The sequence below is a fragment of the Vibrio sp. sp1 genome (genome assembly GCF_016920955.1).
Taxonomy (GTDB): Bacteria; Pseudomonadota; Gammaproteobacteria; order Enterobacterales; family Vibrionaceae; genus Vibrio; species Vibrio alginolyticus.
The window spans coordinates 376,629-399,160 of the sequence record NZ_CP060589.1 but is presented as its reverse complement, the minus strand read 5'-3'; the positions used below and the strand labels follow the sequence as shown (position 1 = coordinate 399,160).

Annotated in this window: 22 protein-coding genes; 9 read left to right on the top strand and 13 right to left on the bottom strand. The window is 43.3% G+C overall.

The window, feature by feature from the left end:
- Window positions 1-9: 9 nt before the first annotated feature.
- A complete protein-coding gene (locus H9L11_RS01855) occupies window positions 10-1,338 on the top strand; it encodes an Hpt domain-containing protein (RefSeq protein ID WP_033907345.1) in 1,329 nt (442 codons plus the stop codon).
- A 104-nt stretch (window positions 1,339-1,442) separates the two neighbouring features.
- Window positions 1,443-2,606: a chemotaxis protein gene (locus H9L11_RS01850; protein WP_033907343.1), complete on the top strand. Its 1,164-nt coding sequence runs from the start codon at window positions 1,443-1,445 to the stop codon at window positions 2,604-2,606.
- An 89-nt stretch (window positions 2,607-2,695) separates the two neighbouring features.
- Here H9L11_RS01850 and nhaC read toward each other — a convergent pair whose 3' ends face one another.
- Entirely contained in the window at window positions 2,696-4,129 is a 1,434-nt protein-coding gene (gene nhaC, locus H9L11_RS01845) for a Na+/H+ antiporter NhaC (RefSeq protein WP_005380726.1), read from the bottom strand.
- Between the two features lie 431 nt (window positions 4,130-4,560).
- Here nhaC and asd point away from each other — a divergent pair, with 431 nt between their 5' ends.
- On the top strand, window positions 4,561-5,676 hold the full coding sequence (asd, locus tag H9L11_RS01840) for an aspartate-semialdehyde dehydrogenase (RefSeq protein ID WP_005380727.1): 1,116 nt from the start codon (window positions 4,561-4,563) through the stop codon (window positions 5,674-5,676).
- Between the two features lie 57 nt (window positions 5,677-5,733).
- On the opposite strand, the gene H9L11_RS01835 is transcribed toward asd, so the two are convergent.
- Both H9L11_RS01835 and H9L11_RS01830 read right to left on the bottom strand, forming a co-directional pair.
- Window positions 5,734-6,597, bottom strand: coding sequence for an ion transporter (locus H9L11_RS01835; protein WP_005380728.1), 864 nt, complete (start codon window positions 6,595-6,597; stop codon window positions 5,734-5,736).
- 35 nt (window positions 6,598-6,632) lie between these two features.
- Window positions 6,633-7,271 carry a YchE family NAAT transporter gene (locus tag H9L11_RS01830; protein ID WP_005380729.1) on the bottom strand — a complete coding sequence of 213 codons (639 nt, stop codon included), beginning with the start codon at window positions 7,269-7,271 and terminating at the stop codon, window positions 6,633-6,635.
- Window positions 7,272-7,921: 650 nt separating this feature from the next.
- Here H9L11_RS01830 and adhE point away from each other — a divergent pair.
- Window positions 7,922-10,624, top strand: a complete 2,703-nt coding sequence (gene adhE / locus H9L11_RS01825) for a bifunctional acetaldehyde-CoA/alcohol dehydrogenase (protein ID WP_005380731.1) — start codon at window positions 7,922-7,924, stop codon at window positions 10,622-10,624.
- 143 nt (window positions 10,625-10,767) lie between these two features.
- On the opposite strand, the gene H9L11_RS01820 is transcribed toward adhE, so the two are convergent.
- The 3 genes from H9L11_RS01820 to sodB form a co-directional block, all read right to left on the bottom strand.
- A complete protein-coding gene (locus H9L11_RS01820; protein WP_005380732.1) occupies window positions 10,768-11,511 on the bottom strand; it encodes an SDR family oxidoreductase in 744 nt (247 codons plus the stop codon).
- A gap of 134 nt (window positions 11,512-11,645) precedes the next feature.
- Window positions 11,646-12,149, bottom strand: coding sequence for a VC2046/SO_2500 family protein (locus H9L11_RS01815; RefSeq protein ID WP_033907342.1), 504 nt, complete (start codon window positions 12,147-12,149; stop codon window positions 11,646-11,648).
- A 154-nt stretch (window positions 12,150-12,303) separates the two neighbouring features.
- Complete coding sequence (gene sodB, locus H9L11_RS01810) at window positions 12,304-12,888, bottom strand: superoxide dismutase [Fe] (protein WP_005396533.1); 585 nt, start codon at window positions 12,886-12,888, stop codon at window positions 12,304-12,306.
- A 285-nt stretch (window positions 12,889-13,173) separates the two neighbouring features.
- Here sodB and H9L11_RS01805 point away from each other — a divergent pair, with 285 nt between their 5' ends.
- The 4 genes from H9L11_RS01805 to H9L11_RS01790 all read left to right on the top strand — a co-directional run bounded on the left by H9L11_RS01805 (window position 13,174) and on the right by H9L11_RS01790 (window position 16,037).
- A complete protein-coding gene (locus H9L11_RS01805) occupies window positions 13,174-13,509 on the top strand; it encodes a Grx4 family monothiol glutaredoxin (RefSeq protein WP_017635833.1) in 336 nt (111 codons plus the stop codon).
- A 417-nt stretch (window positions 13,510-13,926) separates the two neighbouring features.
- Window positions 13,927-14,502 (top strand): hypothetical protein, encoded by a 576-nt coding sequence (locus H9L11_RS01800; RefSeq protein WP_033907341.1) that lies wholly within the window; start codon window positions 13,927-13,929, stop codon window positions 14,500-14,502.
- A gap of 193 nt (window positions 14,503-14,695) precedes the next feature.
- Window positions 14,696-15,271, top strand: a complete 576-nt coding sequence (locus H9L11_RS01795) for a hypothetical protein (protein ID WP_017821150.1) — start codon at window positions 14,696-14,698, stop codon at window positions 15,269-15,271.
- A gap of 136 nt (window positions 15,272-15,407) precedes the next feature.
- On the top strand, window positions 15,408-16,037 hold the full coding sequence (locus tag H9L11_RS01790; protein WP_205390967.1) for a DsbA family protein: 630 nt from the start codon (window positions 15,408-15,410) through the stop codon (window positions 16,035-16,037).
- A gap of 88 nt (window positions 16,038-16,125) precedes the next feature.
- On the opposite strand, the gene H9L11_RS01785 is transcribed toward H9L11_RS01790, so the two are convergent.
- Both H9L11_RS01785 and rnt read right to left on the bottom strand, forming a co-directional pair.
- Entirely contained in the window at window positions 16,126-17,451 is a 1,326-nt protein-coding gene (locus tag H9L11_RS01785; RefSeq protein ID WP_005444668.1) for a Na+/H+ antiporter family protein, read from the bottom strand.
- Window positions 17,452-17,479: 28 nt separating this feature from the next.
- Window positions 17,480-18,124: a ribonuclease T gene (gene rnt / locus H9L11_RS01780; protein WP_005439693.1), complete on the bottom strand. Its 645-nt coding sequence runs from the start codon at window positions 18,122-18,124 to the stop codon at window positions 17,480-17,482.
- 341 nt (window positions 18,125-18,465) lie between these two features.
- On the opposite strand from rnt, the gene H9L11_RS01775 reads away from it, so the two are divergent.
- Complete coding sequence (locus tag H9L11_RS01775; protein ID WP_005384887.1) at window positions 18,466-19,347, top strand: OmpA family protein; 882 nt, start codon at window positions 18,466-18,468, stop codon at window positions 19,345-19,347.
- A gap of 120 nt (window positions 19,348-19,467) precedes the next feature.
- On the opposite strand, the gene H9L11_RS01770 is transcribed toward H9L11_RS01775, so the two are convergent.
- From H9L11_RS01770 to rsxG, 5 genes are all read right to left on the bottom strand, one after another.
- Window positions 19,468-19,902, bottom strand: coding sequence for a DUF2753 domain-containing protein (locus tag H9L11_RS01770; protein ID WP_005384886.1), 435 nt, complete (start codon window positions 19,900-19,902; stop codon window positions 19,468-19,470).
- 150 nt (window positions 19,903-20,052) lie between these two features.
- Window positions 20,053-20,469, bottom strand: a complete 417-nt coding sequence (gene gloA / locus H9L11_RS01765; protein WP_005380739.1) for a lactoylglutathione lyase — start codon at window positions 20,467-20,469, stop codon at window positions 20,053-20,055.
- 32 nt (window positions 20,470-20,501) lie between these two features.
- Window positions 20,502-21,143, bottom strand: a complete 642-nt coding sequence (gene nth, locus H9L11_RS01760; RefSeq protein ID WP_005380743.1) for an endonuclease III — start codon at window positions 21,141-21,143, stop codon at window positions 20,502-20,504.
- A 64-nt stretch (window positions 21,144-21,207) separates the two neighbouring features.
- The gene (locus tag H9L11_RS01755; protein ID WP_005396543.1) at window positions 21,208-21,900 is read right to left on the bottom strand and encodes an electron transport complex subunit E; all 693 of its coding nucleotides are present in this window, start codon (window positions 21,898-21,900) and stop codon (window positions 21,208-21,210) included.
- On the bottom strand, window positions 21,900-22,532 hold the full coding sequence (gene rsxG, locus H9L11_RS01750) for an electron transport complex subunit RsxG (RefSeq protein WP_205390966.1): 633 nt from the start codon (window positions 22,530-22,532) through the stop codon (window positions 21,900-21,902). The genes H9L11_RS01755 and rsxG overlap by 1 nt, the downstream gene beginning before the upstream one ends.

The window sequence follows — 22,532 nt, the reverse complement described above, 5'->3', positions numbered from 1 at the left end:
TTGTAATTAATGGAGATATGCGAGGGGCAAGTGTTGCTGAAGCTAAAAGAAGGAATACGGCGGTTTGTTTGGTTCTGGTTCGTTTTGTGGTGTGTTTTAGCACTTGGCATTTGGCTGCAAGCCAAACAAACGATTCAAACGATTTCGACTGTAAATGAGTTAGGAAGTAAAGTTGAAGAAGTCAGGCACTTTTTTAACTTCGATCTGCCTTACCGTGTTAAACACGTCGACCAAATTTCACTGAAACTTCAGTTGGCTTATGCAGTTCGCTTACAGCTTGAAAGTGAGTTTTCTGAAGGGAAAATCACACCAGACATCACTCAATTGCTTTATACGACCGACCGATTTTTAGAAAGTGCTCGAGCTTTTGTAAGAAGTGACAGTGAATTGGTTTCGTTAGCAGAACAGTTACGAAGCAGCCGTGCTCGAACAGAAAACTCTGAGAAAATTCAGGCAATGTACTATCGCTTAGGTGCGCTTGTTTTTGAGTCTGTCTTTAGTGACTCTGCAACGAATAGCGATACTTACCGTGACTTAGACCGACTTTTTATTGAATCAGAGACGCTCTCTCCCGAAGAGCGAAGCGCTCTTCAGCGCCAGCTTGCTCAAACCTCAAGCGCACTATCTGCTCAGGCACAGGGCAGTTATTTATCTAATCAACTGCTTAATCCAGATTTCCCGAACCAGTTAACTTCGATAAATGATCAGTTGGAACAGAAGCTAATGACTTTTATTGTTTGGTTGTCTGTAATCAGTGGTTTGCTCCTTTTCCTCATTTCATGGGGAGCCTTCTCCCCAAAAACGATTCAACCGATACCACTACCCAGAACCGATGATAAAAAGTCAGAGCAAGTTGGCGATGATGAAAATGGAGCTAACACTGTTCCCTCAGCTCAGTCAGAAAATTTTCAAAACGTCCAAATGAACGAAAAAAGTTGTAATGAGGTGAATTCATCACAAGTGGAAGTAGTGGAACGTGAGCCGTACATAGATATCAATAAAATGTTAGATTCTCTGTCTGGTGACGAGGGCGCTGTGCGGATGTTACTGGAGGTCTTTATTCAGGATCACTCTGGCGATGGCACTAAAATGTATCAGCTGTTAGAAGAGGATAAAGAGCAAGCGCAAAGAGCCGCACACAGTCTTAAAGGGGTCTCAGGGAGTTTAGGTGCAATGCCATTGCACTGTATTTCGGGTGATATTGAACTGTTGATTAAACAAGGGCAAAAAGTGCCGGAAGAGAAGTTGGCATGTTTAGATGATGTCCTAAAACAAACCATACTTTTTGCTAATAATGTTCTCAATAGTGAAAAGATAACAGAAGCGCTAACAGATTGATATTGCTCTGACTTAATGTCATAAGAGTTGAGGTAATAAAGGCTCGAACTATATGACTTAGTTCGCTTTATTCCTGTTCTATACAATTTGTTAAAGGTGTTTTCATGTCCGTTCGCCGAATGTCTTCAATGATGTTGATAGGGCTGGTTATGATGCTTTCAGGGTGCTCCCTGCTCGAAGTCAAGATCGAGAGTCAAACCGTCCCTCTTACCAAACAAGAGCTCAATATGCGTCTTTTGACTCGTGAGTATGCGCAGCAGTTTTTTGCTCAGGTTGAGCAAGCAGCAGACGCACTACACGAACAATATGAGCCTCATGATAAAGTTCATCAATCTTATATTTTACTTTGGAAGATAAATGCTGAAGAAGGCATCCAAGCTTCTGCATACCAAGTGTCCCCAATGGCTGCACTGATTGATACATGGACTTTCACGCTACAAATGGAACAGTTCTTTACTACCGCTTCTGGTAATGAGCTCTTTGCGTCTGATGAGGCCAAGTTAGTTTCCGTTTATTTAGCGAAAGAGGTAGATAAACTGGCTCAATCTTTATTGAAGAAAGAAGCATACATCAAGACACAAACGTTTGTTGCAGAGTTCGCCAAGCAGCATCCATTCGCTGATTTAAGCATGATTAGGACTCCGGCTTACCGTAGGTGGTTAGATGCAAACCAAATTAGCGAAGAGGAAGCCGTTACAACGCTAGGCACGATGCCAGAAGCACTTGGGGATGTCTCTGATCGTCTAAGTCTGGTATCAGAGCAGACACCAAAAATTATGACGTGGAAAGCGCAGTTGTTGGCCTTGAATAGCTCTGCCAGTATCGAAAAAGTCAATGCGGCGCTCAATAGTTTGCAAGTTACCGCTGATTCGATGAGGGATTTTATCGATAACAACCCAGAGTACATGCGTTATTTGGCAGAACAAATGGCGCTGGAGTTACAACCTTTGGTTGACGATATCGATCAAAGGACGGAGGCGCGTTTATCTCAGTTGGGTGAAGAACGCCAAGCTATAGAGCTGATGGTTGCCAGAGAGCGCCAAGAAATCGCACAGATCATTACCCATGAGCGCGAGAAGTTTGCTCAAGATATGGATCGAGTGTCGCAAGAGGTTGTGAATCTCGCAATGACTAAGCTGATTGAACTTGTCAAAAGTACCATCATCTACTTTATTCTGTTCATTGCCGTTATATTCTTTGCACCGCTTAGCTTGGGCTATTGGTTTGGGAAGCGTACAGCCGTGAAAACGTCAGTCAAACAAAGCTAACGATTTGTTTTGGAAATAAAAAAGAGCGCTTTAAAGCGCTCTTTTTTAGTATTGAATTCGGAAGGGAGGTTCTTTCTATCTCTGCGAAGTTAAGCGGTTTGCTGCTTTAATTCGCCTTCAGCTTCTTCAACTGCTTCTGCTGTTGGTTCGCACTTATCAACAAACCAACCCATGTAAGAAGTGAAGATCGTTACGATGATACATACAAAACTCAGCCACATGAACGGGGCATAAGACAGTGTAGCAACACCCAAAATACTGGCCATGTAGATACCGTTGTCACTCCAAGGGACCATACCTGAGGTTAGCGTGCCGCCAAATTCTGCGTTACGAGACAAATTCTTACGTTTGTAGCCTAGACGGTCATAGTTCTTCGCACAGATTTTTGGGGTCAGAATAAGTGAAACGTACATCGCTGAACCAAATACGTTGCCCATAAAGGCCGTACCAATTGTGCTTGTTGCCAATGAACCTGCACTTTGAACGCGTTTTTCAAACAGCTTCGCGATAGTCTCTAGCACGCCTACTTTATCTAGTAGACCGCCAAAACCAAGGCCGAATACGATAACCGCTACCGACCCAAGCATTGAAGACATGCCGCCACGGTTAAGGATTGAGTCAATGAAATCTACGCCAGATGAGATTGCAAATGGAGCCCAAGCCGTGTTGAACGCGGTTAGGAAATCGACATCTTGGATCATCACTGCCCAAATAATACCTAGCAGAGAACCAAAACTGATCACTGGGAATGAAGGCATACGCATCGCTAGAAGTGACAATACGATGATCACAGGAACAAATGAGTAAGGGGTGATGTAGAACTGCTGTTCCATCGCTTTAATGACAGAGTCTACCTGGCTCATGTCAACTTGACCTGCGTAGTGGAAGCCAAATGCAGTAAACATAATGCCTGTAATAATGTAGCTAATGAGTGCTATCGGCAACATGCCTTTAATATGTTCCATCACTTCAACGTTAGACATAGATGAAGCAAGGATTACTGAATCCGATAGAGGCGACATTTTGTCACCAAAGTAACAGCCTGAAAGTACGGCACCTGCAGTGATTGGCGCAGGAACACCAAGACCTTGACCGATACCCATCATTGCAATACCTGCCGTGCCAGCCGCCCCCCAAGATGTGCCAGTCGCTAGCGCAGTCAATGAACAGATGATCATGGTCGCGAGCAAAAAGATGGAAGGGTGGATGGCTTTAAGGCCGTAGTAAATAATGGTTGGAACAATACCACCAGAGATCCAAGTACCTACAAGCGCGCCAACGGCCAAAAGGATTAAAACGGCTCCAAGTCCATTGGAAATGCCATTTAGTGCTGCTTTTTCCAGATCTTTATACTGGTGGCCAAGCTTTATGCCCAATATCATGACAATGAACCAACCGATGTATAGCGCTAGCTGAATCGGTAGGTCTAGCTTGGCTGTGAACGAAAATGCCAGCAGGAGAAATAAACCGAGCGAGATAAATACCTGTATCAAGCTTGGTAGGCGTGGTGTAACTTGCTTCATATGTGCCTCTGTCAATCTTGGAGCAATAGAGGAAGGCGCTCCTTGTTGTAATCGCGCATAACATACATTAACAAAAATTATATTTCGAACATTTGGTGTTTTATCTTGATGTTCGTCGGTAAAAACGTTTGCTTGTGAAATTAACTGTTAGTTTATTTTAACTTTTTTGGTTTTAAATGTTGTGTGATGTGAAATTATTGTGCTTCATGTGTTATTTTCTCATTGAGTGGTAAGACCAATTAGGGGGCTAAAGTGCTTTCCCTACTTGAAAAATGGTTAAAACCGCAAACCAAACACTAAAAAATCTCGTGTAACCCTGTTTTTCAGAGGAAAAGGTTAAAAAACGCGCTTATTTACAAAATAGGGGTTGAGATTTTGCTGTGAAAAATTAACTATGGGGTAGGTTTTTTAATACATGGAGAGTTAATACGATGAGAGTTGGTTTAGTTGGTTGGCGCGGTATGGTTGGTTCAGTCCTTATGCAGCGTATGGTTGAAGAGAAAGACTTCGACCTAATCGAACCAGTATTCTACAGTACTTCTCAAGTTGGTATTCCTGCTCCTAACTTAGGAAAAGACGCAGGCTTACTGCAAGACGCATATGATATTGAAAGCTTAAAACAGCTTGATGCGGTAATCACCTGTCAAGGTGGTAGCTACACAGAAAAAGTTTTCCCTGCACTTCGTCAGGCTGGTTGGAAAGGCTACTGGATTGACGCGGCCTCTACGCTACGTATGGCTGAAGATTCGATCATCACACTTGATCCAGTGAACTTAAAGCAAATCCAACAAGGCATCCACGGTGGCACGAACACATTTGTCGGTGGTAACTGTACGGTTAGTTTAATGCTAATGGGGCTAGGTGGTCTATTTGAGAAAGGTCTTGTTGAGTGGACAAGCGCAATGACTTACCAAGCCGCATCTGGTGCTGGTGCGCAAAATATGCGTGAATTGATCTCGCAAATGGGCGTTATCAATGACTCTGTTAGCTCTGAACTTGCAAACCCATCAAGCTCTATCCTAGATATCGATAAGAAAGTCGCGGATACAATGCGCAGCGGCTCTTTCCCTACCGATAAATTCGGTGTGCCACTAGCTGGTTCGTTGATCCCATGGATCGATGTGAAGCGCGATAATGGTCAGAGTAAAGAAGAGTGGAAAGCGGGCGCCGAGGCGAATAAAATTTTGGGTTCTCAAAGTTCACCTGTCCCAATTGACGGTACTTGTGTGCGTATTGGCGCGATGCGTTGTCACTCTCAAGCACTTACTATCAAGCTTAAACAAAATGTACCAATGGACGAAATCGAAGAAATCATCGCCACTCATAACGATTGGGTGAAAGTGATTCCTAACGACCGTGACATCACTGCTCAAGAGCTAACACCGGCAAAAGTTACGGGCACAATGTCTGTACCAGTGGGTCGTCTACGTAAGATGGCGATGGGTGATGATTTCCTAAATGCTTTCACTGTTGGTGACCAACTGCTTTGGGGTGCTGCGGAGCCATTGCGTCGTACTCTGAGAATTATTCTGTCTGAGAAAGCATAATCACATCAATCCTTTATTTGATGACAAAATAAAAGAGCTCCGTAGGGAGCTCTTTTTTCATGCGTCGTCTTCCGTTCGAACGACTCTTTTGTCTGGATCGGCCAGTTCACTACCACAATGTTTACAGTAAATTGCGTCAGAGTCGTGCCCTGCGTGGGAGCAGTTTGGGCATTTCACCAATACTTTGTGCGATTGCATCTCTTGGTGCAGTTCGGCAGTGAAAATACCTGTAGGTACCGCCAAAATGGAATAACCCAGTAACATGGTGAGTGATGCAAGCCCTTTACCTAGGTCTGTTTGAGGGACCAAGTCACCATACCCAACCGTTGTGATGGTCACGATCGCCCAATAAATACTCTTAGGAATGCTAGTAAATCCGTTTTCAGGTCCTTCAATGATAAAAATCAACGAGCCGAAAATCGTTACCATAATGGCGACGGAACTAAAGAAGATAAAAATCTTTCTGCGCGCCATAAGCAGTGAACGTAAGAGGATATTGGACTCTTGGAGGTATCGGACTAACTTGAGTATGCGGAATATTCGCATCACTCGCAGCGCCCTGATCACACCCATAAACGAAGCGGATGGGAAGAAGAGTGCTAAATAGGTGGGCAAAATCGCAAGTAAATCGACGACACCATAAAAACTCTTTGCGTAGGCGGCAGGTTTAGGAGAGCAATAAAGCCTTAGAAGGTATTCAATCGTGAATAGGCCAGTAAATGTGTATTCAATAAACTTCAGCTCTTTTTCCCACTCGGCCCGAACGGAGGGTATCGAATCTAACACCAGTACGATTAACGAACTGATGATCGCGATAATGAGAGCAATATCGAACGTTTTACCAGCTTTGGTATGAGTACCAAAAATGGTGACATATAGAGTATGTTTAAGAGAGTCAGTCGTCATGACAAAGCGATCCATTGTTGAATCGCTCTATCATACAATTTTATAGAAACTCAGGCTAATCCTGGAAATAAGTTGCGTAAGCCATTCGCAATGAACTCTATGCCAAGCGCGCCCAATATCAAACCCATGATACGAGTAATGACGTTGATTCCAGTTTGACCTAAAAATCGTACGATCAATGGGGCAGAACGGAATAATAGCCATGAACAAAGGCAGAACAAACCAATCGTAATACTAATGCCCACGGTATCGAACATGCTTGGGTAGCGTGCACCATAAACAATAGTCGAACTGATTGCACCAGGACCTGCCATTAAAGGCATTGCAAGAGGGACCACACCAATCTGTTCACGACTGACGTATTCCGTTTTCTCTTGTTTGTTCTGCTTATCTTCCCCCAGTTTACCGCTCATCATCGAGAATGCGATGCTAAGTAATAGCAACCCGCCAGCGACACGAAACGAATCCAGAGAAATACTGAACATGTCTAACAGTAACTGACCAGCAAAAAGCGAAATGATCAGGATGATCGCAACAGCCACATTTGCTGTTGTTGCCGTATTGCGCTTTTCGTCTGGAGTCATATGCCCGGTTAGTGACACAAACACAGGCATGATACCAACAGGGTTTACTGCGGCGACCAAACCGAGAAAAAACTGCAAGAAGATAGCAAGTTCAAAAGTTTGCATGTTGCGTACTCATCAAAGTTCACATTAGTGAAAAGGAGAAGGGGTAATTTGGGCGTAATGTAAGGCAAAAGTTAGGTTGTAAGAAATGAAAAAAACTAACGCATTCCCTGCCATTTAAGTGAGAAAAACTAATTCTTTAATAAACTGTATCTAATCTGGAAAGGAAATGTTACGTATAAAGTTGCTGATAAATTGCGCTGTTTTACATAAACGTTAACATTCGCACATTTTTGATAAAAACCAAGGTGGTTTGTAGAGAGATGTATTCGGTTCGATATACTCTCAGTAGCACAAAGAATTGGGCCTACATGTAATTTTGTTGGTCAAAAATGAAACTTTTTTACAGGTTGTTGTAGTTTCTTTTATTTATTTGTCCATTTGCTTCTTTTTTACTCAATAAAAAATGAAAGTTAATTTATTTGTTTATCAGTGATTTATGTCATTTTGGTGTGATGAGGCACCACTTTGGTAGTATTTAGGTGGTGAGAACTGATCCAAGTCAATTTTTTTCACACTATGAAATATTATACTCAGTCCTGAAAGCAATTTACTAAGACGTTTGTTTTCTAAGTGACTGATAAACAGTAAAAACGATAAGTAATAGCCTTAGTAAAAAGTTTTTAATATTTGTTAATTTTAGGAGATTCCCTATGCCTGTAACTAATATGGCTGAACTAGATGCAATGGTTGCTCGCGTTAAGAAAGCGCAAGAAGAGTTCGCTACTTACTCTCAAGAGCAAGTAGATAAAATCTTTCGTGCAGCATCGCTTGCAGCTAACCAGGCCCGTATCCCGCTAGCTCAACAAGCGGTAGAAGAATCTGGTATGGGTATTGTTGAAGATAAAGTAATCAAGAACCACTTCGCCTCTGAGTTTATCTACAACAAATACAAAGACGAACAAACGTGTGGCATCTTAGAAGAGGATGACAACCTAGGTACTATGACTATCGCTGAGCCTGTAGGCATCATCTGCGGTATCGTACCAACGACTAACCCAACTTCTACAGCGATCTTCAAATCTCTAATCTCTTTGAAGACTCGTAACGGTATCATCTTCTCACCACACCCACGTGCGAAAAACTCAACTAACGATGCAGCTAAACTCGTTCTAGATGCAGCAGTAGCAGCAGGCGCACCAAAAGACATCATCGGTTGGATCGACCAGCCTTCTGTTGAGCTTTCAAACGCTCTAATGAAACACGATGACATCGCTCTTATCCTTGCAACTGGTGGTCCAGGCATGGTTAAAGCCGCTTACTCTTCTGGTAAGCCAGCAATCGGTGTAGGTGCAGGTAACGTTCCGGTTGTTATCGATGAAACAGCAGACATCAAACGTGCTGTTGCTTCTATCCTTATGTCTAAGACTTTCGACAACGGTGTAGTATGTGCTTCTGAGCAAGCTGCAATCGTAGTTGACGAAGTATACGACGAAGTGAAAGAGCGTTTTGCTTCTCACAAAGCTTATGTCCTAAGCAAAGCAGAAGCTGATAAAGTTCGTAAAGTGCTTCTTATCGATGGCGCGCTAAACGCGAAAATCGTAGGTCAGCCAGCAGCAGCAATCGCTGAAATGGCAGGCGTTAAAGTTCCAGCAGACACTAAAGTTCTTGTTGGTGAAGGTCTGGGCAAAGTATCTCACGATGACGCATTCGCTCACGAGAAACTATCTCCAACTCTAGGTCTATTCCGTGCTGACAACTTCGAAGACGCGGTTGCTCAAGCGGTAACTATGGTTGAGATTGGTGGTATCGGCCACACATCTGGTCTTTACACTAACCAAGATACTAACGCTGACCGTATCCGTTACTTCGGTGACAAGATGAAGACAGCTCGTATCCTAATCAACATCCCGACTACTCACGGCGGTATCGGTGACTTGTACAACTTCAACGTTGCGCCATCTCTAACGCTAGGTTGTGGTTCTTGGGGTGGTAACTCTATCTCTGAGAACGTAGGTCCTAAACACCTAATCAACAAGAAAACTGTAGCGAAGCGAGCTGAAAACATGTTGTGGCATAAACTACCTAAGTCAATCTACTTCCGTCGTGGTAGCCTTCCAATCGCACTGGGCGACCTAGAAGGTAAGAAACGTGCATTCCTAGTAACTGACCGTTTCCTATTCAACAACGGTTATGCAGATGACGTAGTAAGCCTACTGAAAGCTCAAGGCATGGAAGTTCAAACATTCTTCGATGTTGAAGCTGACCCAACACTGTCTGTAGTAGAAAAAGGTGCGGCTCAAATGGCTAGCTACCAACCTGACGTTATCCTAGCGCTAGGCGGTGGTTCACCAATGGATGCAGCGAAAATCATGTGGGTAATGTACGAACACCCAGAAACTCACTTTGAAGAACTAGCAATGCGCTTTATGGACATCCGTAAACGTATCTACAAGTTCCCTAAAATGGGTAAAAAAGCTGAGCTTGTATGTATCACTACAACTTCAGGTACTGGCTCAGAAGTTACTCCATTCGCGGTTGTTACTGACGACAAGACTGGTGCGAAATACCCACTAGCTGACTACGAAATCACGCCAAACATGGCAATCGTTGATGCGAACCTAGTAATGAACATGCCTAAGTCTCTAACAGCATTTGGTGGTTACGATGCAGTAACTCACGCTCTAGAAGCTTACGTATCAGTTCTTGCTAACGAATACTCAGATGGCCAAGCTCTTCAAGCACTTAAGATGCTAAAAGAGTACCTACCATCAAGCTATGCGAACGGTGCAAATGACCCAATCGCTCGTGAGAAAGTACACAACGCAGCTACTATCGCTGGTGTTGCATTTGCGAACGCATTCCTAGGTGTTTGTCACTCAATGGCTCACAAACTGGGTGCTGAGTTCCACTTGCCACACGGCCTAGCTAACGCACTACTTATCTCTAACGTGGTACGTTACAACGCGAACGACAATCCAACTAAACAAACTGCGTTCTCTCAATACGACCGTCCACAAGCACGTCGTCGTTACGCTGAAGTTGCTGACCACCTAGGCCTAAGCCAAGAAGGTGACCGTACTGCTCAGAAGATTGAACGTCTACTAGCATGGTTGGATGAACTAAAAGTTAACCTAGACATCCCAATGTCTATCCAAGCGGCAGGTGTTGCTGAATCAGATTTCGTAGCGAAACTGGATGAGCTAGCGGTAGAAGCGTTCGATGACCAATGTACTGGTGCGAACCCACGTTACCCTCTAATCAGCGAACTTAAAGATGTGTTGATGGCTTCTTACTACGGTAAAGCATTTGTTGAAGGCGAAACTTTCGAAGGTACAACTGTTATCAAGAAGAAAGCAGACCAAGAAGCAGCAAAAGCAGCACCTAAAGCAAAGAAAGAAAAAGCTGACGCGTAATTAAAAAATCGAGTGAGCAAGGTTTTCGCTAGCACGGAACCTTAATCGGGAAAAGGTTAAAGCCCCAGTCAAATGACTGGGGCTTTTTTTATTTTGGTGCAGGAGTTACATCTGGCTTGGGAAAACAGAGTTGCTGTGTATGCTTACACTTCGGTCGCAACTACTCGGCCACTGAAGTATTCATTCGCGACGATGTATGCTGTGTTGCGGACTAGTTCGTCTTGGATCTCAGCCCAGTGCCTCTCGTTGAGCTCTTCTTTTGTATGATTTACCGAGGGAATAACGCCGCCCACTCGAATGTTGAATGGTGTGAGTTCTTTTGCCCAGCTGTGAGTAAAACCTGACACCAACGCCGCCATGCTTTCAACTCCCGTAAAGTCTTCATGGTTGTCATGAGAAATGACGTTAACAATGACGCCTTTCTTGTTTCTGGCTCGAAAGCGCTCTGCTCCTACTTGGCCGTAGGTATAAAGGAAGCGTGCCGCAGACGACAAGTGATCAATGTAAGTACTCATTGGTTCTGGCGCCATTAAGCCAGGCATAGGGGAGCTGGTCCAGCAATTAACAATCACATCTGGTGTCGCACGTAGCTGTGATTCTATCTGGTCAAACAATAAGTTAATGGACGTTGTGTTATCACTACACACATTCATAGCATACACTTTGTCAGTGAAAGCGCTGATTTGCTCATAGCTCGCTCTCAAAGCGCTAGAATTTTGGTCACAAAGAATCAACGTTGCTCCAAGGTGAGCAAAGTGATTTGCACAGGTTCTTCCTATAACCGAACCTGCAGACGTGACGAGAATAATTGATTCTTTGATATCCATAGCACCTTCACTGTATCCATATGTGAAAAACAATACACCAGTGGTTTGTGCTAATAGCATGGTTGAAATTCGTTGGGTTCAGTGTGAAAGGCTTCAAACTAACGCTTTCGAGTGAGGACTATTGTGCGGTAATTTGTAAGATGTCACATTTCTGACGTGTAGGTATTGCAAGCTATTGGATAAAAAGCGGATCTCTATGCTTTAGCTTGAATTTGATGCTGACGTTGAGCCGTCACTAGCTGATTATATAGCCCAGCATCTGGGATCAGTTGTTTGTTGCGTTCGCCCAATCTGCGTCGCTCATGACCAGATAGGTTGTGATAAACCTCCTCTGGTAGGTTGAATGTGTCTTCAGGCAGGTAAGTCAGCGCATCTGGTTTTAGGTAATGGCTCAGCTTTGCGGAAGGCAATCCTGCATCGTGAAACTGTTTCGCTTGTTCAGCTGCGAGTTCATAGCTGCTGCTATCAGAACGAAGAGCTTGAGGTTGCGATAAACCCAATTGTTGGCGAAGAATACTGTCACTGGTGATGACTTCCTGGACCTCTTCAACTGGGACCACATCGCGAACATCATTAGAGAACATAGACAGAATCAGCGAGAAATCCGCACGACGACCTTCGTGTACGGCATGGTTAATACCATTACCGAACTGAAGTTCGTTGATAATTGCAGCTTTGTCTAACGTATGAATTTGCATGATGTTCCTCGCTCGATGCTCTTTTAACGGCGTGAATAAGAAGAACTTTAGTAAAAGAGGGAATTATTTAAAGGTGCTAGGGAAGGCGAAACAAAAAAGCCCGCTAAATAGCGAGCTTTTGAATAAGACTAAATTGAACTTAGGGGGAAGTATATTACTTCGCTAGGTTCTCAGCTACGAAGTCCCAGTTTACTAGAGCCCAGAAGCCGTTCATGTAATCAGGACGTACGTTGCGGTAATCGATGTAGTACGCGTGTTCCCATAGGTCAACAGTTAGAAGTGGTGTTGTACCTTCTTCTGTTAGAGGAGTAGCAGCGTTAGAAGTGTTAACGATCTCTAGAGAGCCATCAGCTTTCTTAACAAGCCAAGTCCATGAAGAACCGAAGTTGTTGATTGCTGAATCAGTAAACTTCGCTTTGAATTCTTCAAAAGAACCGAATGCTGCGTTGATTGCGTCTGCAACTGCGCCAGTTGGCTCGCCGCCCGCATTTGGAGCAAGACAGTGCCAGTAGAACGTGTGGTTCCAGATTTGCGCTGCGTTGTTGAATACGCCACCAGTAGAAGTCTTGATGATCTCTTCTAGAGTTTTGCCTTCGAACTCAGTACCAGGGATAAGACCGTTAAGCTTAACAACGTAAGTGTTGTGGTGCTTACCGTGGTGGTAGTCTAGAGTCTCTGCTGAGATGTGTGGTTCTAGTGCGTCTTTCGCGTAAGGAAGAGCTGGTAGTTCAAATGCCATTACTCGATTCTCCATTGATTTGAAAGGATGACCTTTCGATTGCTTCTAGTGTTTTTTTATAGCTATGTCGCCTTTAAGGCTGACTTGCTAAGTATTTTAGCAAGTTTTTACTTTATTAAAACCCCGATATGAAAATATTTTAAGAGGTTAGCAGTGGTGAAGTGCTGCATTGCTCGCCAATGAGCAACCTAAAATTAAGCCTTATTAATTATATGGTTTTTATTCTGTCGTTATTGAGTAGAATGTGGCAAATAAATAAAGTTCAAACCCATGAATGAGGAAGCGATGGAAACTATCGACAAAATCAAACAGCAGATCTCTGAAAACTCAATCCTGCTGTACATGAAAGGATCACCGAAACTACCTAGCTGTGGTTTCTCTTCTCAAGCGTCACAGGCACTAATGGCATGTGGTGAGAAGTTCGCTTACGTAGACATTCTGCAAAACCCAGATATCCGTGCTGAGTTACCAAAGTACGCGCAATGGCCAACTTTCCCTCAACTATGGGTTGAAGGTGAGCTTATCGGCGGTTGTGACATTATTCTAGAAATGTTCCAAAAAGGTGAACTGCAGCCTCTAATCAAAGAAGCAGCAGCGCGCGCTGAAGATCAAGCTGAGTAATTCGTAAATACTCACATTTAGCGATAGAATACGAAGGAGCCGTACTGGCTCCTTTTTCTTTTTAGGTTAGTGGAATGAACATAAAGCTTTGTTCTAACTGCCTATCTCGTAAACCTCGCGAAGCCATGTTAATCCCGCCTAGTGTATACAAAAATTCCAGTATGAATTTTGATGTATATTGGCGTGTAATTACGATGTATGCTGCCATCTATTTCGTAAAGTCGTTTTCAAACATCATTGCTTACACGTCTTTGATAAGGGAGTTGCTACAAATGGTATTTGGTTAAGGAATTACACTAAAGGCAATTTAACTCCCCAGAATTTTTAGGCCAACTTATTTCGGCACAAAATGCACTCGAAGAGTAAGCCCCATCATAAATCAGCATTGGACGCTAAGAACCAAGTTTTGGGAGAATTATGACAGTTTACAAGATAATAGATAATTTAAGAGAATTTCAAACGGTCTGCTCTGGTCCCGATGAAATCGCTAGCCAGTTAGGTGACTTCGACTATTTTGAGAGGATCTTATTACAGGCTATTAAAAACCAATCTCTGCAAGATATTTGGAAGCCTGTGGAGGTAAAGTTTCAAGATGTATTTAAGTACAATTCTCTATTGCCTGATATTAGTTTATGGGCGCGAACATACCTTGTTTTATCTCCGAGGGCATATGAAATATTGAATGCTTATCTAAGTGAACACGGGGAGTTTTTACCTGCTAACTACCAAGGTGGGCAATGGTATTTATATGCATCACTGACTTTTGGACAGGAAAACAAGAGAAAGTGTGTAGAAAAAATCGCATATGGGAGCCGAGATGGGTTAGATACCCTTGTTTTTATTGACGATGATGTTAAAGACAAAATGGTTTTCAAGTCTCGGTTAGAAGGAGCGGGCACCTTGTACTGTACAGATAAGTTTAAGGCTTTGTGTGAACAAAATCAGCTCAATGGCATCATGTTTTCTTCTAATTTGACAGATCCATTTAATTAGTGATTTTTATTAATATGAAAATACTATTTCTCTGATTTTGAGGTTTGTAAGCACTGTAATGGTCGACGAGAAAATTAGCTTTCTCCTCTAAAACGCAGCTTTTTTAGGCCTGTTTCCTTCATGAAAAATGATTTGAAAAGTAACTTACCCATAGGTAGCACTTGGTAGTAAAACATGAGGAGTTGATAGATTAATGACGGTTTATAAAATTTTCGACTGTCACAATGAATATAAAATCGTGAGCACTACGCCTAGTTCTGTAGCTAGGCAGTTAGGTGACATGGATTTAATAGAAAAAATCTTTGTGCAGCCATTAGAAAACTTTTCTTTCAAAAGTATATGGGGTGAGGTAGATATTGAGTTTGAAGATGTTCTCAAGAAAGACTCATTACTTCCTGATATCAGTTTATGGTTACGGGTTTTCTTAGTGCTTTGCCCTAAAGCTTATGCATCTTTAAAAGAGCCATTGAGCAAAGTAGGCGAGTTCTTATCGATTCGCTATAAAGAAGAGGAATGGTACCTGTATACACCGTTGGAGTTTGGGCAAGAAGATGAAGATAAGTGCGTCCAAAAAATTGAATATGGCAGCTTAGCAGGTGTAGAGGTGTTAGTATTTAATGAAAGCGACGTTGCAGAAAAGGTTGTTTTCAAGTCAAAGATGCTAGGAGCGAGCTTTCTGTATTGTACTGAACATTTTAAGAGTTTGTGCGAACAAAATGAGCTAGGTGGGCTAGAGTTCTCAGCTGACAGACTTGTTTATCTAACCTAAGATCTACAATGAAACTTAACACGCCTCGTATAGACTGGCTTTAGAGCGAATTATTAAGATAAAGCAGTTTTTCAACTTATGAGACTGTATAATTACTCTGAGATTTTGAGATGATTTTAAAGGTTTAATTATTAAAGTGGATATAAAGCTTTACTACGTGCATGACCCAATGTGCAGTTGGTGTTGGGGTTACAAACCAACGCTGGATAAACTAAAACAGCAACTGCCAGGTGTGATTCAGTTTGAGTATGTGGTTGGTGGTCTTGCGCCAGATACTAATTTACCGATGCCGCCCGAGATGCAACAAAAACTCGAAGGTATTTGGAAGCAGATTGAGCGCCAGTTAGGCACTAAGTTTAACTACGATTTCTGGAAGCTTTGTACGCCAGTTAGAAGCACTTACCAATCTTGTCGTGCGGTTATTGCAGCGGGCTTTCAAGACTCTTATGAGCAGATGCTAGAAGCGATTCAGCATGCGTATTACTTACGTGCGATGCCTCCTCATGAAGAAGCCACTCACTTGCAACTAGCGAGAGAAATTGGCTTGAATGTTCAGCAATTCAAGAATGACATGGATGGCTCTTTCTTAGAAGGTGTGTTCGAAGATCAATTGAGCCTTGCTAAGAGTCTTGGTGTAAATTCTTACCCGAGTTTGGTACTGCAAATTAACGACGCTTACTTCCCGATTGAAGTGGATTATGTGTCGACAGAAAACACGTTGAAGCTGATTCGCGAGCGCATTATCGACAACATGCCAGCGCAATAATCCGAAACCGGTTTTCAAAGCCAAAACAACAAAAAGCCGCTCAATGAGCGGCTTTTTCGTAACGAATTGTATCCATTTAATGACGCGATTACAGCACCATTGCAGCAATCCAACCGAAGATGATCAGAGGGATGTTGTAGTGGATAAATGTTGGTACTACGGTTTCCCAAATGTGCTCGTGCTGACCATCGGCGTTTAGACCCGATGTTGGACCTAACGTTGAGTCAGAAGCAGGAGAACCCGCGTCACCTAGAGCTGCTGCTGTACCTACTAGTGCGATTGTCGCCATCGGTGAGAAACCAAATGCTAGCGAAAGCGGCACATAGATAGTTGCAAGGATTGGAATCGTAGAGAACGATGAGCCGATACCCATTGTTACCAACAGACCAACGATAAGCATTAGTAGTGCTGCAAGAGGCTTGTTGTCACCGATGCTGGTTGATAGCGATTGTACAAGCGTCTCAACACCGCCAGTTTGCTTCATTACTGCAGCGAAACCTGCCGCCGCAATCATGATGAAGCCAATCATTGCCATCATGTGTACACCTTTAGTGAACACGTCGTGCGTTTCTTTCCATGCGATAACACCACCGAAAGTGAACACCATGAAGCCTGCTAGTGCACCGATGATCATTGAGCCCGTGTATAGCTGTACGCTTAGCGCAGCAAGAATACCTAAGCCTGCAACCACGATATGCTTTTTGTTTAGCTTCTCTTCAGATTCTTGAACAACGGTCAGCTCAGTCTCTTTGTATTCACGAGGTTTACGGTAGCTAAAGAAGATCGCAGTTAGAAGACCAAACAACATACCTGCGCCCGGCAACAGCATTGCTGTCGGTACTTGGCTTGCCACAACGTCTGTTAGACCATTGTCATGCAAGTTCTTCAATAGGATGTTGTTTAGGAAGATGCCACCAAAACCGATTGGTAGAACCATGTATGGCGTGATCAAACCAAAGGTAAGCACACAAGCAACCAAACGACGGTCCAGCTTCAGCTTAGCGAATACGCCCAAAAGAGGTGGAATCAAAATTGGAATGAAGGCGATATGTACCGGAATCACGTTTTGAGATGACATGGTAACAAGTACAAGAGCAACCAATACTGCGTATTTTAGACCTGTAGTCGACGCAGAGCTCTCTTTACCATTTAGGCGTTTGATAACGCTTTTTGCCAGAAGGTCAGTGATGCCAGAACGAGAAATCGCAACAGCGAAAGTACCTAGCATTGCGTAGCTCAGCGCGATAGTCGCACCGCCACCCAGACCACTTTCGAATGCAGCAACCGTATCCCCAAGGCTCATGCCTGCAACAAGGCCACCAACGATGGCACTAAACGTGAGGGCAACCACCACGTTTACGCGCATCAATGCTAACACGAGCATGACGCACACAGATATAACGACAGGATTCATACTTTTCCTAATATGTTGTGTTTATTTATTATTCTTCGTCGACAAGAGGCCAACCGCCTAGGGCCTTCCATTTGTTGACGATGCCACAGAATAACTCTGCAGTTTGTTGTGTATCGTAAAGGGCAGAATGTGCCTCACGATTGTCGAATTCCATCCCTGCAGCTTTACATGCTTTAGCGAGAACAGTTTGACCATAAGCAAGCCCACTTAATGTTGCGGTATCAAAAGTGGCAAATGGATGGAAAGGGACTCTTTTTAGTTTGCAGCGCTCGTTAGCTGCATTAACAAAACTTAAGTCGAAAGCAGCGTTGTGTGCCACCATGATGGCGCGTGAACAATCGGCCGCTTTTTGCTCTTTACGGATCAGCTTGTAGATTTCTTTGAGTGCTTCTTGTTCTGAAACTGCTCCACGTAAAGGGCTGAATGGGTCACGAATACCATTGAATTCAAGGGCTTCTTTTTCTAAGTTCGCGCCTTCGAAAGGTTCGATATGAAAATGAATGGTCGAGGCAGGATGCAAATCGCCATTTTCATCCATGCTAAGGGTAACGGCGCAGATTTCTAAAAGTGCATCAGTTTGAGCATTGAAACCTGCGGTCTCAACATCAACTACCACTGGAAAATAACCACGAAAACGTTTTTTCAGGGTCAGAGCTTCATTTTCTATTGTCATGTTGGCTTATATTTGTGTGACGAAGGCTGCATTATTGCAGATTCTACCGATGAGAAAAACCGCAATTTAAGAGAAAACCGGAATTCTATTTTGCATCCAATCAATAAGTTTGTATTGCATATTATGTAGACGTTCATTCGCTATACTTTGCATCGTGTAAACCGATAAAACATGAGGAAGTAAAACGCTAAGTGGCGGTTAAGGTGATTGGAACACGGTGGCTCACATTAATGTCAGTGTGACAGATAGCCCTATATTGGCGAGATTTTTGCATGCCGGTTGAGGTGGTTTTATTGATGCAAATTGACGGCAACAGACTGCCGTTTAAGAGACAGTATTAGATGAAGAAATGGCTGATTACCAGTGGTGTTGTATTTTCGTTGTTTAGCACAAGCAGCTTCGCTTTGATGGGCAAACGTTATGCTGCAACTCCACAGCAATCTCAATGGGAAATGGTGGTCAATACACCATTAGAATGTCAGCTTGTACACCCCATTCCAAGCTTTGGAGATGCGGTGTTTTCATCTCGTGCGAATAAAAAAATTAATTTAGACTTTGAGTTAAAAATGCGTCGTCCGATGGGAGAAACACGTAACGTCAGTCTCATTTCTATGCCGCCACCTTGGCGACCAGGTGAACACGCCGATCGAATTACAAACCTAAAGTTTTTTAAACAGTTTGATGGTTATGTCGGAGGGCAAACAGCATGGGGCATTTTGTCTGAGCTGGAAAAAGGCCGTTATCCGACTTTTAGTTACCAAGATTGGCAGAGCCGAGATCAGAGAATTGAAGTCGCATTGTCATCAGTACTATTTCAAAACAAGTACAACGCGTTTAGCGACTGTATTTCCAACTTATTGAAATACAGTTTCGAGGACATTGCTTTTACGATTTTGCACTACGAAAGACAAGGTGATCAGTTAACCAAGGCTTCTAAAAAGCGTTTATCACAAATTGCAGATTATATCCGACATAATCAAGATATCGATCTCGTGCTGGTGGCGACGTACACAGATTCAACCGATGGTAAAAGTGCGAGTCAAAGTTTATCAGAGCGACGTGCAGAGTCACTTCGTGATTACTTTCAGTCTCTAGGGCTACCGGAAGATCGAATTCAAGTGCAAGGGTACGGCAAGCGTCGTCCTATTGCAGATAACGGTTCGCCAATAGGAAAAGACAAAAACCGCCGAGTCGTGATATCTCTAGGGCGAACCCAAGTGTGATGCTTATAAAAACGCCGAAGCTGAAAGCTTCGGCGTTTTTGATTTACTGACGTTGTTAATAATATTTTAGTGGTATTTTGCCAAGCACGTTTCGGTGATTCCTGCTGTATAATTTGAATGTTAGTTTAAGCGGAATTTGGCAATGACTTCGCAATTGGTGGCGGTATCGATTTTTTCAACCTGTTTGGCAATAGCCGGATTAGGGTGACGCTTCATAAAGTCTATCAACGCCTTAGTACAGCATCCTATCGAGTCGATAAAGCTTGCACACTCTTTATTTGGGCATTGTGGGATAAGTGTTAAGACCTTTTCAGAGGCCAGTTGAAGGTATTTGAGTTCATAGTCAGTATCTCCAGCCCAACGCCAGAACTGAGCTAAGTTATGACAAGAAATCACAGAAATTAATAATCGCTCGTCCGCCTCAATTTCCACACATTCGCTGATATCTTCACTCAGGCTTAGGGCTTGCTGGTAATGAAGAATGCTGCGAACAGGGTCATCTAGTTGAAGTGCCGTATCGGCTAGAAGTGTGTGTTTTTCCCATTCACTGATCATTATCGTAATCCCGCATATCGAAGTTGCGGATAAATCTAAACGATAATTATTATCAAGTAAAGAGTTTTGTTTATAAAAGGACAGGCAGATCGCAGACCTGCCTGTAATCGGAGTTCAACTTGCAGTACAAGTGATTATTAGAAGTGCCGCTTAGCCTTCAAGACCTGCTGAAGCTTGCTTGTTTTGAATAAGCTCAATCATATAACCATCTGGGTCTTTTACGAATGCAATGTGCGTGCTTCCGCCTTTTACTGGACCTGGCTCACGCGTCACATTACCGCCCGCCGCTTTGATAGCGTCGCAAGTTGTGTAGATATCGTCAACACCAATGGCGATATGACCAAAAGCGGTACCTAAGTCATACTCAGTTTTACCCCAGTTGTAAGTCAGTTCGATCACTGCACCTTGGGATTCGTCACCATAACCAAGAAACGCTAGCGTGTATTCGTACTCTTTATTTTCGTTAGTACGAAGCAGCTGCATGCCCATAACTTCAGTGTAAAACTTGATGGATTTGTCTAGATCACCTACGCGAAGCATAGTGTGGAGAATTCGACCGTTTGACATTTTTTGCTCCTAGCTTTGATTTACAAATAGCATTAGCTATCTGGGTATACTTTCTCTTTATATTCGCACAAATCTTCGATAATACAGCTACCGCAGCGAGGCTTTCTTGCTACGCACGTATAACGACCATGAAGAATGAGCCAGTGGTGCACATCGAGTTTGAACTCTTTTGGCACAACTTTTAATAGCTTCTGCTCGACATCATCAACCGTTTTTCCCATCGCAAATTTAGTGCGATTCGACACGCGATAAATGTGCGTATCGACGGCAATAGTTGGCCAACCAAAAGCGGTGTTGAGCACGACGTTTGCGGTCTTGCGACCTACGCCTGGTAGCGCTTCTAACGCGGCACGATCTTCAGGAACTTCACCATTGTGTTTTTCCAACAAGATCTTACAAGTCTTGATTGTGTTTTCTGCCTTTGAGTTAAACAAACCGATGGTCTTTATGTATTCTTTTAAGCCATCGACTCCCAAATCGAGAATACTTTGTGGTGTATTAGCGACAGGGAAAAGCTTGTCGGTGGCTTTATTGACACTTACATCGGTTGCTTGCGCTGATAGTAATACCGCGATTAGCAGTTCAAAAGGGGAGCTCCAGTTAAGCTCAGTTTGAGGATTCGGATTGTTTTCTCGTAATCGCTCAAGAATTTCGATTCTTTTTATTTTGTTCATTGCTGACTTCCAATACCGTCTCTGCGGTTTATGAAAAAGGCTCCTATGACAGAGCCTTATCTTGTTATGCGTTGGTGACGCGAGCACGTTCTATGGTTGGTTTTTCTTCTTTAGGTTGACGTGCCTGGACTGAATTATCGATGACATTTTTAAGCGCTATCAACAGACCAACACCGATAAATGCACCGGGTGGAAGAAGCGCTAGCAGAAAGCTGTTGTCAAATTGGAAAACTTGAATGCGGAGAGCGGATGCCCAGTCTCCTAATAGCAGATCTGCCCCGTCGAATAGTGTGCCATTACCAATTAACTCACGCATGGCACCTAGCACGACCAAAACGCTTGTCATACCAAGCCCCATCCATAAACCGTCTAATGCTGCAGGCGCAACATCATTTTTTGAAGCATATGCTTCAGCTCGACCAATAATGATGCAGTTGGTTACAATCAGAGGAATAAAGATACCAAGAGATAGGTATAAACCATACGCATAGGCATTCATCAATAACTGAACACAGGTAACGAGAGAGGCAATGATCATCACGAACACAGGAATGCGGATCTCTTTTGGTACGTAATTACGAATAAGAGAAACCGTGACGTTGGAGCCGACCAGCACTAATAAGGTTGCAATACCAAGACCTAAGGCATTAGTTATCGTGGAAGAAACCGCTAGTAGTGGACACAGACCCAGCAGCTGTACGAGAGCAGGGTTATTGCTCCACATACCGTTTTTCATCAGCAATTTATTTTCACTCATTACTGCTCTCCTTCACAGCCCAAAGGCTGGCTAAGAATGTCTTCACGAGATTGGTTTACGTAGTTAACGGTATTTCGCACCACTTTTACGACGGCTCTAGGCGTGATCGTTGCACCAGTAAATTGATCGAAATCACCACCATCTTTACGAACTTTCCATGAGTTCCAGTTACTTTCCGTGACTTGTTTGCCCGTAAAGCTCAGGATCCAGTCGGTGACACGAAGATCGATTTTATCGCCCAGACCAGGGGTTTCTTGGTGGTTTAGGACGCGTGTCCCCAAAATATTGCCCTGATTATCAATCCCAGTAATCACTTTTATCTCACCATTGTAGCCATCTGGCGCGATAGATTCTATTGCGATTGCTGTTGGTTCACCATTCTTCGTGGCGAGGTAGGCTGGCATCGCACGTAATGTCCCCAGATCTGGAGACGTGACCATTGTACAAGCTTGCGTGAGTGCGTTGTCATGCATGTTTTCTGGAATGACTTGATTCAAAACAGAAAGTAATTGTTTTTGCTCTTGTACCTTGATTTGGTCTTTTGTTAGGTACTGAGTAAGGGCGACTAATCCGGTTGTTGCACATGCAAACATCGCGAGTGTCAGACCATTTTTTCTAATAGCGGTTAACAT